At 70.0% G+C, this 12,661-nt stretch carries 10 protein-coding genes and 1 tRNA gene; 3 read left to right on the forward strand and 8 right to left on the reverse strand.

The window, feature by feature from the left end; translation table 11 throughout:
- Positions 1 to 5: 5 nt before the first annotated feature.
- The 8 genes from ABZ464_RS04490 to sucC form a co-directional block, all read right to left on the reverse strand.
- Positions 6 to 599 (reverse strand): ATP/GTP-binding protein, encoded by a 594-nt coding sequence (locus tag ABZ464_RS04490; protein WP_055639148.1) that lies wholly within the window; start codon positions 597 to 599, stop codon positions 6 to 8.
- On the reverse strand, positions 574 to 951 hold the full coding sequence (locus tag ABZ464_RS04495; protein ID WP_055639149.1) for a DUF742 domain-containing protein: 378 nt from the start codon (positions 949 to 951) through the stop codon (positions 574 to 576). The genes ABZ464_RS04490 and ABZ464_RS04495 overlap by 26 nt, the downstream gene beginning before the upstream one ends.
- A complete protein-coding gene (locus ABZ464_RS04500) occupies positions 948 to 1,349 on the reverse strand; it encodes a roadblock/LC7 domain-containing protein (protein WP_055639150.1) in 402 nt (133 codons plus the stop codon). The genes ABZ464_RS04495 and ABZ464_RS04500 overlap by 4 nt, the downstream gene beginning before the upstream one ends.
- Entirely contained in the window at positions 1,346 to 2,518 is a 1,173-nt protein-coding gene (locus ABZ464_RS04505; RefSeq protein WP_359270815.1) for an ATP-binding protein, read from the reverse strand. The genes ABZ464_RS04500 and ABZ464_RS04505 overlap by 4 nt, the downstream gene beginning before the upstream one ends.
- A gap of 492 nt (positions 2,519 to 3,010) precedes the next feature.
- Positions 3,011 to 3,095 (reverse strand) — tRNA-Leu (locus ABZ464_RS04510).
- A gap of 675 nt (positions 3,096 to 3,770) precedes the next feature.
- Positions 3,771 to 5,312: an aldehyde dehydrogenase family protein gene (locus ABZ464_RS04515; RefSeq protein WP_359270818.1), complete on the reverse strand. Its 1,542-nt coding sequence runs from the start codon at positions 5,310 to 5,312 to the stop codon at positions 3,771 to 3,773.
- 9 nt (positions 5,313 to 5,321) lie between these two features.
- Positions 5,322 to 6,212: a succinate--CoA ligase subunit alpha gene (gene sucD, locus ABZ464_RS04520; protein WP_359270821.1), complete on the reverse strand. Its 891-nt coding sequence runs from the start codon at positions 6,210 to 6,212 to the stop codon at positions 5,322 to 5,324.
- A gap of 17 nt (positions 6,213 to 6,229) precedes the next feature.
- On the reverse strand, positions 6,230 to 7,366 hold the full coding sequence (gene sucC, locus ABZ464_RS04525) for an ADP-forming succinate--CoA ligase subunit beta (RefSeq protein WP_359270824.1): 1,137 nt from the start codon (positions 7,364 to 7,366) through the stop codon (positions 6,230 to 6,232).
- 143 nt (positions 7,367 to 7,509) lie between these two features.
- On the opposite strand from sucC, the gene ABZ464_RS04530 reads away from it, so the two are divergent.
- Genes ABZ464_RS04530 through ABZ464_RS04540 form a run of 3 tightly spaced genes read left to right on the forward strand, consistent with a single transcriptional unit; the run spans position 7,510 to position 12,585 of the window.
- The gene (locus ABZ464_RS04530; RefSeq protein ID WP_359270827.1) at positions 7,510 to 9,192 is read left to right on the forward strand and encodes a thiamine pyrophosphate-binding protein; all 1,683 of its coding nucleotides are present in this window, start codon (positions 7,510 to 7,512) and stop codon (positions 9,190 to 9,192) included.
- Between the two features lie 11 nt (positions 9,193 to 9,203).
- The gene (gene frc, locus ABZ464_RS04535; protein WP_359270830.1) at positions 9,204 to 10,436 is read left to right on the forward strand and encodes a formyl-CoA transferase; all 1,233 of its coding nucleotides are present in this window, start codon (positions 9,204 to 9,206) and stop codon (positions 10,434 to 10,436) included.
- A 4-nt stretch (positions 10,437 to 10,440) separates the two neighbouring features.
- Positions 10,441 to 12,585, forward strand: a complete 2,145-nt coding sequence (locus tag ABZ464_RS04540) for an acetate--CoA ligase family protein (RefSeq protein ID WP_359271417.1) — start codon at positions 10,441 to 10,443, stop codon at positions 12,583 to 12,585.
- The last annotated feature ends 76 nt before the right edge of the window (positions 12,586 to 12,661 follow it).

Raw genomic sequence — 12,661 nt, forward strand, 5'->3', positions numbered from 1 at the left:
TGCTCCTAGTGGGCACGGTCCTGCAAGTGACGGACGAGGGTGATCAGCGCTTGGGCCGAGGACTTCTCGTCCCGTGCGTCGCAGGTGACGACGGGGGTGTCGTCGAGCAGGTCCAGTGCTTCGCGCAGGGCCGTCACGTCACGCGGGGGCGCGCCGTCGAAGTGGTTGACGGCGATGGCGTAGTCGAGTCCGTACTGCTCGATCAGGTCGATCACGGCGAAGGAGTCCGCGAGCCGCTCGGGGTCGACCAGCACCAGCGCGCCGAGCGCGCCGCGTGCCATGTCCTCCCACATCTGTACGAAGCGCTGCTGGCCCGGCGTTCCGAACAGGTACAGCACGACGCGGTCGCTGATGGTCAGCCGGCCGAAGTCCATGGCGACCGTGGTGGTGGTCTTGCCCTGGACTCCCTTGAGGTCGTCGACCGATTCCGCTGCCCGCGTCATCGTCTCCTCGGTGGACAGCGGCTGGATCTCGGAGATGGCCCCGATGAACGTGGTCTTGCCCACCGCGAAGTGGCCCACCACGAGGATCTTCACCGCGGTCTGCGTCGCGCCCTCACGGACGTACGCCGTCTCATCCAAACTTGGCCCTGAGACCATTCAGCACCTCCTCCAGGATCTCCCTGTCGGCGAGCGGGGCCCGTTGTACGGGCGGGCGGGTGACGAGGTAGCCGCCCTCGGTGAGGGCGGCGAGGAGGATCTTGACCACGCCGAGGGGCAGTTGGGTGTGCCCCGCGATCTCGGCGACCGAGAGGTAGCCCGCCGAGCACAGGTCGAGCAGGTTCTGCTCCTCCGGGGACAGCCGGGTGGGCCGCTGCTGCCGGTCGGCGACGGCGGTGACCAGGGTGATGAGGGAGAGCTTGTCCTCATCGGGCAGGCCGCGTCCCTTGGTGATGACGTACGGCCGCACTAATTCCGGTGTCTGGGGCTCCAGTTCGTCGAAACCGGTCATGACCGTACGCCGAGGTTCTCGCGCGGCGGGGTCGTCAGGGCCTTGCCGAGCTGGCCGACGAGCTGCTGCATCCGGAAGGTGATGTCCTGCATGTCGACGTCGGGCGAGGCGGAGACGCCGAGGTAGGCGCCCTCACCGGCGGAGATCAGGAAGACCCAGCCCCCGTCGAACTCGACGAGCGTCTGGCGCCACCGCTGGCCGGCGTCCTCGCAGAAGAAGGCGAGCGAGCGGCTGAGCGACTGCACACCGCTCATCGCCGCCGCCACCCGGTCCGCGTCGTCCTTGCCGAAGTCCTGCGTCCGTGCCATCAGCAGGCCGTCGGCGGAGATCAGGACGGCGTGCAGGGCCCCGGGGATCTCCAGGGCGCTGTCAAGCATCCATGACAGGTCGTCGTTCACGAGAACTCATGCCCTTCGCTGCTTGCACCACGGGTGCTGCTCGACTGTTCCGCGGGGTCCGTCTGCGAGGCCCGGCCGGACCGGGTTCCACGCTGGAAGGCGCCCATGATCGCTGCCGTCTCCGCGCCCGAGCGGGCGGGGCCGGTGCCGTTCGAGGCGCTGCCGGGCACGATGGCCATCGGCCGCTTGCGGCGCCGCTTCGGCAGCCCGTCGGCGGTGGTGGCCATGGTCAGCGGGGCTTCGGGGCCGCCGGTGGCCGGTGCAGCCGTCACCGTGGACGGGGCGGGGGTGGGATCCTTCTGCTCGGGTGCGGTGGTGAGCAGGTCGTGCGGCAGGAGAAGGACCGCGCGGACGCCGCCGTACGGGGAGGAGGAGTCCACGGACACCTCGAAGCCGAAGCGCTCGCTGAGCACGCCGATGACCGCGAAGCCGAACTGCGGCGGGTTGCCGAGTGCGGAGACGCCGGAGACGCGCTCGGTGGACAGGAGTTTCTCGGCGCGGGCCCGTTCCTCGTCGTTCATGCCGACACCGGCGTCGTCCACGACGATGCAAATGCCCTTGGGCACGGTGCGGATGTTGATTTCGACGACGGTGTCCGGGCTGGAATAGCTGGTGGCGTTGTCGAGGAGTTCGGCGAGAGCCAGGGCGACCGGTTCGACGGCTCGGCTGGTGATGCCGAAGTCGACCTGCGAGAGAATTTCCACCCGCCGGTAATGGCGGACCCTGCCCTGGGCGCTGCGGACGACGTCGTAGACCGAGGCGACATCGCGCTGACGTCCGAGCCAGCCGTCGCACAGGACGGCGATGGACTGGGCGCGTCGGCCGAACTGGGAGTTGGTGTGGTCGATCTCCAGCAGGTCCTGGAGGATGACCGACTCACCGTATTTGTTCTGCAGCCGGGAGACAATCAACTGCTGTTCCGCGGCGAGGCCCTGGAGGGTCCGCATGGCGGACTTCAGGACCGTTTTCGTAGCCTCTTCGGCTCTTTCCTGAGCTGCCTCGACGGATTTCGCGTACCCGTTCTCGAGCTCGGCATGGCGAGCCCGGACATCTGCGAACTCCTGCCTTAACGTCCGCGCCGCCCTGCGCTGGCGAACTATGACGGCGACTGCGACGAGTACGGCGACGAGGAGAGCCCAGAGTACCGGGTTCTGTATGTAATCAGTCATAAGACTCTCTTCAGGCGGCCTCGACTGACGGCCAGTTGCTGAATTCCCGTCAATATGCGGGTGGATCGGCGGACCGCCCGCATCGGGGTTGCCGCCCGGACTGTCCCCGTAGTCGGAGATGTCGTCTTGCACCCATCCGCCCGCTCTACAAGCGAGCGTGATCGTATCACCACAAGATGGCGCCACAGACCGTCAATATGCAGACCCTGATGCATATTGACGGATCGTCAGTAGTACCGGGGAGTGCCCCCGCGGCGACCCGCGCGAGGACGGCGACAGAACAAGTGATAAACGGGCTTCCGCGACATTCGGGCGAGATGCAAACAATTACTGCGCGTCGCGGGACGGCCGGAACGGCGGCCGGCCAGAACGGCCCGAGGGGACAGCTGGAACGGCCGGAACGGCTGGAACGAGAAAGCCCGTACCGGCAGGAGCCAGGTACGGGCATCAAGGACTCACCGAGCGAATTCCGCCCGGTACGGAGAGTGAGAGTGTCCGAGGGGGGACTTGAACCCCCACGCCCGATAAAGGGCACTAGCACCTCAAGCTAGCGCGTCTGCCATTCCGCCACCCGGACAAGGTGTCTGTCGACCGGCAGGGTGTTCCCCGCGGCGACATGGACAACAATACCAAGCTTTCGGAGTGCGTTTCACCTGCATATCCGCACGCCAGACAGCCTCGACGGGGTCGGGCGCGGGGGCGTCACCGGTGGTGACGGACCGGTCACCCCGATGCCGAATCACGGGCCCGGTCGGCGTCGTCCGCCCCGTACGGGGGCGAGCGCCTCCGGGGTCGCGATCCCCGTCCCGCGATCACTCACCATGCCCCGACGGTAGGCCACTCACCTGATCCGCTCGTCGATCTTGCCGAGCCCGTCCTGCGGCCTGGTCCCCGTGCCCCGCTGCCCGTCGGCGGCTGAGGCACCCGGCCGCTGCGGCTGGTCGCCGAGCATGCGGCATCCGGAACACCCCCGGGCCGCCCGACCACACCATCGGCTTCGCCGCCGAGCGCGCCCGGATCGTCGACGGGCCCCACGCCGGCCTCGGCCGGGGCCCCGAGCCCTGCCGCGATCGTCCGTTCCGTCCGGGTCCTCGTGTCGTACGAGGACCCGGCGGCCGCCCGTGAGACGGTCGCCGGCCTCGTCGGCGCCGGGATGATTCGCGACGCGCCCAGCCTCCCGCGCCCCTGCCCGCAGGGCCTGGCGCGGTGGTGGCGGACGAGATCGCCGCCCGGGCGAGGTGACGCGGACGCGTCAGGGCATCAGCTGGTACTCCGGGAAGTTCCCCGGCAGCCGCTCCCCCGCCGGGCCCCGGGTCACCGCGCGCACCAGCAGCTCGCCGCCGACGAACGCGCCCCGCCAGGACGCGCCGAAGCCGCCGAAGAGCTCCTCGCGGTCGCCGCGCGAGCGGGGCCGGCCGTGCCCGACCTTGAACGCGCGGATCTGCGGGGCCAGTCGCTCGTAGGTGGCGCGGTCGTCCGTGGACAGGGTGGCGACGAGCGCGCCGTTGGAGGCGTTCATCGCGGCGAGCAGCTCCGCCTCCGTGTCGACCAGGACGATCGTGTCGACCGGCCCGAACGGCTCCGCATGGTGCAACGGCGAGGACGGCGGCGGATTGAGGAGCGCGACGGGCTGGACATACGCCGAGGTGTCCTGGCCGGGCAGGAACCGGGCGTCGGCCGGGTCGCCGCGGTACAGCGGGACGGCTCCGCGGTCGACGGCCTCGGCGACCTGGTCGCGCAGCTCCTTGGCCTTGGCCGCGTTGATCACCGGGCCGAAGTCCAGCCGGGGGTAGGGGTCGGCGCGCCGCTCCACGGCCAGCGGGTGCCCGACCGTCAGTGTGCGCACCGCCGGGAGGTAGGCGGTGAGGAACGCGTCGAACAGTTCACGCTGGACGACGAACCGCGGATACGCCGTGCAGCGCTGCTTGCCGTAGTCGAACAGCTTGGGGATCACCGTGGCGAGGGTGTCCCAGTCGGAACAGTTCCAGATGCCCCAGGTATTGAGTCCCTCCTGTTCGAGTACATGCCGTTTGCCGAGGTCGGCGACGGCCGTGGCCACGTGCGCGCCGGTGTCGCGGCCGCCGACGAAGGAGACGCAGCCGATCTCGGGCGCCCGCACCAGCGCCTGCGACAACTCGCCCCCGCTCCCGCTCAGCAGGGTGACGGGGATGCCCTCCCGCGCGGCCAGCGCGCAGGCGAGGGTCAGACAGGCGACACCGCCGTCGGTGGGGGTCTTGGCGATGACCGCGTTGCCCGCCAGTGCCTGCACCAGCACTGCGTGAACGAGCACGCTCATCGGGTAGTTCCAGCTCGCGATGTTGGAGACCGGGCCGTCCAGCGGGGCCCGGCCGGCCAGCATCGGCTCGATGCCGTCGACGTACCAGCGCACCCCGTCGACGGCCCGGTCCACGTCGGCCTGCGCGAGCCGCCAGGGTTTGCCGATCTCCCAGACCAGCAGCAGGGCGAGGAGTTCGCGGTGCTCGGCGAGGGCGTCGAGGGTGGCGGCGATCCGGGCCCGGCGTTCGTCGAGCGGGACATGCCGCCAGGCGCGGTGCCGGTCGAGAGCGGCGCGGACGGCCCGGTGCGCGGTGTCCGCGTCCAGGCGGGGCGGTCCGGCGACGGGTGTGCCGTCGACGGGGCTGGTCGCGGGCAGCGTACGGCCGTCCGCATGCCAGCCGGCGTTCCAGAGGTTGAGGACGCGGTCGTCGCGGAAGGCCTCCGGGGCCACGGCGAGGCAGCAGCGCCAGGCGTCGTCCCAGGAGGTGCCGGACTTCAGGGTGAGGGTGGCGGCCATGGGACGCGGTCACGCCCCTTCGTCTTCGTCGAGTACGGCGAGGGCGAGCCGGGCGGTCCCGGTCGGCGTGCCGCCCACCCGGACCCCCGCCGCCTCCAGCGCCTCCTTCTTGGCCTGCGCGGTGCCCGACGAACCGGACACGATCGCGCCCGCGTGCCCCATCGTGCGGCCCTCGGGCGCGGTGAAACCGGCTACATAGGCGACGACGGGCTTGGTGACGTGGTCGCGGATGTAGGCGGCGGCCCGCTCCTCGGCGTCGCCGCCGATCTCCCCGATGAGGACGATGAGTTCGGTGTCGGGGTCGTCCTGGAAGGCGGCCAGGCAGTCGATGTGGCTGGTGCCGACGACCGGGTCACCGCCGATGCCGACACAGGTCGAAAACCCGATGTCCCGTAGTTCGTACATGAGTTGATAGGTGAGGGTGCCGGACTTGGAGACCAGTCCGATACGGCCCGGCTTGGTGATGTCGGCCGGGATGATGCCCGCGTTGGACTGGCCGGGGGTGATCAGACCGGGGCAGTTGGGTCCGACGACGCGTGTGCCGCGTGCGGTCGCGTACGCGGTGAAGGCGACGGAGTCGTGGACCGGGACGCCCTCGGTGATGACGACGGCGAGGCCGATGCCGGCGTCGGCGGCCTCGGCCACCGCGGCTTTGACGAACGCGGGCGGGACGAAGACGACACTGACATCGGCGCCGGTCGACTGCATACAGTCGGCGACCGACCCGTAGACACGTACGGCACGGTCGTCGAAGTCGACGGTACGGCCCGCCTTGCGCGGGTTGACGCCGCCGACGACGTTCGTGCCGGCCGCGAGCATGCGCCGGGTGTGCTTCATGCCCTCGCCGCCGGTCATGCCCTGGACGAGTACCTTGCTCTCCCTGGTGAGGTAAATGGCCATGGCGTCCTCCGGTGTCCTCAGGCTGCGGTGGCGAGTTCGGCGGCACGGCGTGCGGCGCCGTCCATGGTGGTGACCTGCTGGACCAGGGGATGCCGGTGCTCGTCGAGGATCGCTCGCCCCCGGTCAGCGTTGTTGCCGTCGAGCCGGACGACGAGCGGCCTGGTCAGCCGTACGGTGTCCAGGGCCCGCACGATGCCCTCGGCGACCGCGTCGCAGGCGGTGATGCCGCCGAAGACGTTGACGAGGACGGACTTCACGGCGGGGTCGGACAGGATGACGGCCAGTCCGTCGGCCATGACCTGCGCGGACGCTCCGCCGCCGATGTCGAGGAAGTTGGCGGGGCGGGCGCCGCAGCCGGCCACCGCGTCGAGGGTGGACATGACGAGGCCGGCGCCGTTGCCGATGACGCCGACCTCGCCGTCGAGCCGGACGTAGGTCAGGCCTTTGGCCGCGGCGGCCGCCTCCAGCGGGTCGGCGGGCCCGTCGGTGTCCGTGCCCGCGGCCCAACGGGCCTGCCGAAAGGCGGCGTTGTCGTCGAGGGTGACCTTGCCGTCGAGGGCCAGGATCCGCCCCTGCCGGGTGCGCACCAGCGGGTTGACCTCGACGAGCAGGGCGTCCTCGCGGACCAGGACCTGCCACAGCCGTATGAGGACGTCGGCGGTCTGCGAGGGGAGTCCGGCCGCGGCCGCGATCTCGGCGGCCTTCGCCGAGGTGACGCCCACACCCGGGTCGACGGGGATCCTGGCGACCGCCTCGGGCCGGTCGGCGGCGACCTCCTCGATGTCCACACCACCCTCGGCGGAGGCGATCGCGAGGAACCGGCCGGCCGCGCGGTCCAGTACATAGGAGACGTAGAACTCGCTGTCGATGTCGACGGGTTGGGCCAGCATCACCGTGCCGACCGTGTGCCCCTTGATGTCCATGCCCAGGATCTGACGGGCCGTGAGCTCGGCGGCGGCCGGGTCGGCGGCGACCTCGATCCCGCCCGCCTTCCCTCGCCCACCCGTCTTGACCTGGGCCTTCACCACGACCCTGCCGCCGAGTCGGCGGGCGATCTCCCGTGCCTCCTTGGGCGAGTCGGTGACCTCGGCCCTCGGCACCGGGATGCCGTGTTCCTCGAAGAGTTCCCTTGCCTGGTGTTCGTACAGGTCCATTTCGGCTCCTGTCTGAAAGTGCCGCACGCCCCCTGGACACCACCCACCGGATGCGGGATAACAAGCTTCATACAGTATTCGTCGACTGTATGCAATGTACTGCATACAGCATCCCACCCCCTACGAAGGGACAGGACTGCGCCATGCCCGACGACACGCAGGACGTGATCTCCGGCGGCCATCTCGTTGCCAAAGCCCTGAAGGCGGAGGGGGTCGACCGCATCTACACCCTGTGCGGCGGCCACATCATCGACATCTACGACGGCTGCGTCGACGAGGGCATAGAAGTCGTCGACGTACGACACGAACAGGTCGCCGCACACGCCGCCGACGGCTACGCCCGCATCACGGGCAGGCCGGGCTGTGCGGTGGTCACGGCCGGCCCCGGCACCACCGACGCCGTCACCGGTGTCGCCAACGCCTTCCGAGCGGAGTCCCCGATGCTGCTGATCGGCGGCCAGGGCGCGCTCACCCAGCACAAGATGGGATCCCTGCAGGACCTGCCGCACGTCGACATGATGGCGCCGATCACCAAGTTCGCGGCGACCGTGCCCGACACGGCGCGCGCCGCCGACATGGTGTCGATGGCGTTCCGCGAGTGCTACCACGGCGCGCCCGGGCCGTCCTTCCTGGAGATCCCGCGCGATGTCCTCGACGCCAGGGTGCCCGTGTCCAAGGCACGTGTCCCCCAGGCCGGCGCCTACCGCGCCTCGACGCGGTCGGCCGGCGACCCCGAGGCGGTCGAGAAGCTCGCCGACCTCCTCGTGCACGCCGAGAAGCCCGCGATCCTGCTGGGCGGCCAGGTGTGGACGACCCGCGGCACGGAGGCCGCCGTCGAACTGGTGCGCACGCTGAACATCCCCGCGTACATGAACGGCGCCGGCCGCGGCACCCTGCCGCCCGGCGACCCCCACCACTTCCAGCTCTCGCGCCGCTACGCCTTCTCCCACGCCGACGTCATCGTGATCGTCGGCACGCCCTTCGACTTTCGCATGGGCTACGGCAAGCGGCTCTCCCCGGACGCGACCGTCGTGCAGATCGACCTCGACTACCGCACCGTCGGCAAGAACCGCGACATCGACCTCGGCATCGTCGGCGACGCGGGCCTCGTGCTCAAGTCGGTGACCGAGGCGGCCTCGGGGCGGATCAACGGGGGCGCCTCGAAGCGCAAGGAGTGGCTCGACGAGCTGCGCGCGGCCGAACAGACCGCGATCGAGAAGCGGTTGCCGCAACTGCGCTCGGACGCCTCCCCCATCCACCCCTACCGTCTGGTGAGCGAGATCAACGACTTCCTCACCGAGGACTCGATCTACATCGGCGACGGCGGCGACATCGTCACGTTCTCCGGGCAGGTCGTCCAGCCCAAGTCGCCCGGCCACTGGATGGATCCGGGGCCGCTCGGCACCCTCGGCGTCGGCGTCCCCTTCGTCCTCGCGGCCAAGCAGGCACGGCCCGACAAGGAGGTCGTGGCGCTCTTCGGCGACGGGGCGTTCTCCCTCACCGGCTGGGACTTCGAGACCCTGGTCCGCTACGACCTGCCGTTCGTCGGGATCGTCGGCAACAACTCCTCGATGAACCAGATCCGTTACGGCCAGGCCGCCAAGTACGGCGTGGAGCGCGAGCGGGTCGGCAACACCCTCGGCGACGTCCACTACGACAAGTTCGCCCAGATGCTGGGCGGTCACGGCGAGGAGGTGCGCGACCCCGCCGACATCGGCCCCGCGCTGCGCCGCGCCCGCGAGTCGGGCAAGCCGTCACTGATCAACGTCTGGGTGGACCCCGACGCGTACGCCCCCGGAACCATGAACCAGACCATGTACAAGTGAGGTGAACACCCATGACCGCCAAGGCACTCGAGGGTATTCGCGTCCTCGACATGACACATGTCCAGTCCGGTCCCTCCGCGACCCAGCTGCTCGCCTGGCTCGGCGCCGACGTCGTGAAACTGGAGGCGCCCTCCGGTGACATCACCCGCAAGCAGCTGCGCGACCTCCCGGACGTCGACTCCCTCTACTTCACGATGCTCAACTGCAACAAACGGAGCATCACCCTCAACACCAAGACCGAGCGCGGCAAGGAGATCCTCACCGAGCTGATCCGGCGCTCGGATGTCATGGTCGAGAACTTCGGGCCGGGTGCAGTCGACCGTATGGGGTTCACCTGGGATCGCATACAGGAGATCAACCCCCGGATCGTGTATGCGTCCATCAAGGGCTTCGGGGAGGGGCCGTACACCGACTTCAAGGCGTACGAGGTCGTCGCCCAGGCCATGGGCGGGTCGATGGCGACCACCGGCTTCGAGGACGGGCCGCCGCTGGCGACGGGGGCGCAGATCGGTGACTCGGGCACGGGGGTGCATACAGTCGCCGGGATACTGGCGGCACTCTTCCAGCGGGAGCGGACCGGACGCGGTCAGCGGGTCAACGTCGCCATGCAGCACGCCGTGCTCAACCTGTGCCGGGTGAAGCTGCGCGACCAGCAGCGCCTGGCGCACGGGCCGCTCGCCGAGTACCCCAACGAGGACTTCGGCGACGAGGTGCCCCGCTCCGGCAACGCCTCCGGCGGCGGACAGCCCGGCTGGGCGGTCAAGTGCGCGCCGGGCGGCCCCAACAACTACGTGTACGTGATCGTCCAGCCCGTCGGCTGGCGGCCGGTCACCGAACTCATCGGCCGGCCCGAACTGGCCGACGACCCCGAGTGGTCGACGCCCGAGGCCCGGCTGCCGAAGCTGAACAAGATGTTCCAGCTGATCGAGGAGTGGTCCTCGACGCTGCCCAAGTGGGAGGTGCTGGAGCGGCTCAACGCCCACAACATCCCGTGCGGGCCGATCCTGTCCACCCGGGAGATCATCGAGGACGAGTCGCTGATCGCCAACGAGATGGTGGTCCGCGTCCCGCACCCGCAGCGCGGCGAGTTCACCACCGTCGGCAGCCCGCTGAAGCTCTCCGACTCCCCCGTCGAGGTGACCTCCTCCCCGCTGCTCGGCGAGCACAACGAGGAGATCTACGTCGGTGAACTCGGCCTCGGCGACGAGGAGTTGTCCCTGCTCAAGTCGAACGGGGTGATCTGACGTGATGGCCGAGGACCGGATCGCGCGGGTGCGCGCGCTGCTCGACGCCGTGCGGGCGGAGGGGCGCACCGCGCTCACCGCGCCGGAGGGCAAGGTGATCGCCGACGCGTACGGGATCGCCGTACCGGGCGAGGAGCTGGCGACGGACGTCGAGGCGGCCGTGGCATACGCGGCACGGTTCGGCGGGCCGGTGGTGATGAAGATCGTCTCGCCGGACATCCTGCACAAGACCGAGGCCGGCGGGGTCGTCGTGGGCGTCGAGGGCGCGGCGGACGTGCGGGCCGCGTTCCGCCGGATCGTCGAGAACGCCCGCGCTCACGACGCCGGCGCCCGGATCGAGGGCGTGCAGATCCAGGAGCTGCTGCCGAAGGGCCAGGAGGTCATCGTCGGGGCGGTCACCGATCCGACGTTCGGGAAGGTGGTGGCGTTCGGGCTCGGCGGGGTGCTCGTCGAGGTGCTCAAGGACGTCACCTTCCGGCTGGCGCCGGTGGACGCCGACGAGGCGCTGTCGATGCTGGACTCGATCCGGTCGGCGGAGATCCTGCGCGGGGTGCGGGGGCAGGCCGGGGTGGACCGGTGGGCGGTCGCCGAGCAGATCCGGCGGGTGTCGCAACTGGTCGCGGACTTCCCGGAGATCGCGGAGGTGGATCTCAATCCGGTGATCGCGACGGCGGAGGGGGCGGTCGCCGCCGACATCCGGGTGATCCTCAGTCAGTCGCAGCCAGTATCTCGTCGACGGTATACACGCGACGAGATCCTGTCGACGATGAGCCGTCTGATGCAGCCGCGCTCCGTAGCCGTCATCGGCGCCTCCAACGAGCAGGGCAAGATCGGCAACTCGGTGATGCGCAACCTCGTCGCCGGCGGATTCGCCGGCGACATCCATCCGGTGAACCCCCGGGCCGATGACATCCTGGGCCGCAAGGCGTACAAGAGTGTCACGGACGTTCCCGGTGAGGTGGATGTGGCGGTCTTCGCGATCCCCGCCAAGTTCGTGGCCTCGGCGCTGGAGGAGGTGGGACGCAAGGGGATCCCCAACGCCGTGCTCATCCCCTCCGGTTTCGCCGAGACCGGTGAGCACGAACTCCAGGCGGAGATCGTGGCGGTCGCCGAGCGGCACGGCGTACGCCTGCTCGGGCCGAACATCTACGGCTACTACTCGACCTGGCACGACCTGTGCGCCACGTTCTGCACACCGTACGACGTCAGGGGCGGGGTGGCGCTGACCTCGCAGTCGGGCGGCATCGGGATGGCGATCCTCGGGTTCGCCCGCACCACGAAGACGGGTGTGTCGGCGATCGTCGGGCTCGGCAACAAGTCGGACCTGGACGAGGACGACCTGCTGACGTGGTTCGGCGAGGACCCGCACACCCAGTGCATCGCGATGCACCTGGAGGACCTCAAGGACGGGCGCGCGTTCGTCGAGGCGGCGCGGGCGACCGTGCCGAGGAAGCCGGTCGTCGTCCTGAAGGCGGGGCGTACGGCGGCGGGGGCGAAGGCGGCCGGTTCGCACACCGGGGCGCTCGCCGGCGACGACGCCGTGTACGACGACATCCTGCGCCAGGCGGGCGTGATCCGTGCGCCGGGGCTGAACGACATGCTGGAGTACGCGCGTGCACTGCCCGTCCTGCCGACTCCGCAGGGCGACAACGTGGTGATCATCACCGGGGCCGGCGGCAGCGGGGTGCTGCTGTCCGATGCGGTCACCGACAACGGGCTGACCCTGATGGAGATCCCGCCGGACCTGGACGCTTCGTTCCGGGAGTTCATCCCGCCGTTCGGCGCCGCGGGCAACCCGGTCGACATCACCGGGGGCGAGCCACCGTCGACGTACGAGGCGACGATCCGGCTGGGGCTCGAGGACCCGCGCATCCACGCGCTGGTCCTCGGCTACTGGCACACCATCGTCACCCCGCCGATGGTGTTCGCGGAGCTCACCGCGCGGGTGGTCGCCGAGTTCCGTGCACACGGTATACAAAAGCCTGTCGTCGCGTCGCTCGCCGGCGACGTCGAGGTCGAGGAGGCCTGCCAGTACCTGTTCGAGCGGGGCGTCGTGGCGTACCCGTACACGACCGAGAAACCGGTTGCCGTGCTCGGTGCGAAGTACCGCTGGGCTCGGGCGGCAGGCCTGCTGGGGGGCGGTTCATGAGGTGACGAGGAGGGGGCCGGCCGGCGGGTGCGCGTCGGCCGGCCCCGGGACCCGTGCGCGCACGAAAGGCAATGGA

This window comes from Streptomyces sp. NPDC005820 (assembly GCF_040630255.1).
Lineage (GTDB): Bacteria > Actinomycetota > Actinomycetes > Streptomycetales > Streptomycetaceae > Streptomyces.

Coding starts and splice junctions, on each gene's coding strand:
- ABZ464_RS04515 (WP_359270818.1), bottom strand. CDS start 5,312: ATGGCCGCCACCCTCACCCTGAAGTCCGGCACCTCCTGGGACGACGCC.
- ABZ464_RS04530 (WP_359270827.1), top strand. CDS start 7,510: ATGCCCGACGACACGCAGGACGTGATCTCCGGCGGCCATCTCGTTGCC.
- sucC (WP_359270824.1), bottom strand. CDS start 7,366: ATGGACCTGTACGAACACCAGGCAAGGGAACTCTTCGAGGAACACGGC.
- sucD (WP_359270821.1), bottom strand. CDS start 6,212: ATGGCCATTTACCTCACCAGGGAGAGCAAGGTACTCGTCCAGGGCATG.
- ABZ464_RS04540 (WP_359271417.1), top strand. CDS start 10,441: ATGGCCGAGGACCGGATCGCGCGGGTGCGCGCGCTGCTCGACGCCGTG.
- ABZ464_RS04490 (WP_055639148.1), bottom strand. CDS start 599: ATGGTCTCAGGGCCAAGTTTGGATGAGACGGCGTACGTCCGTGAGGGC.
- frc (WP_359270830.1), top strand. CDS start 9,204: ATGACCGCCAAGGCACTCGAGGGTATTCGCGTCCTCGACATGACACAT.
- ABZ464_RS04505 (WP_359270815.1), bottom strand. CDS start 2,518: ATGACTGATTACATACAGAACCCGGTACTCTGGGCTCTCCTCGTCGCC.
- ABZ464_RS04495 (WP_055639149.1), bottom strand. CDS start 951: ATGACCGGTTTCGACGAACTGGAGCCCCAGACACCGGAATTAGTGCGG.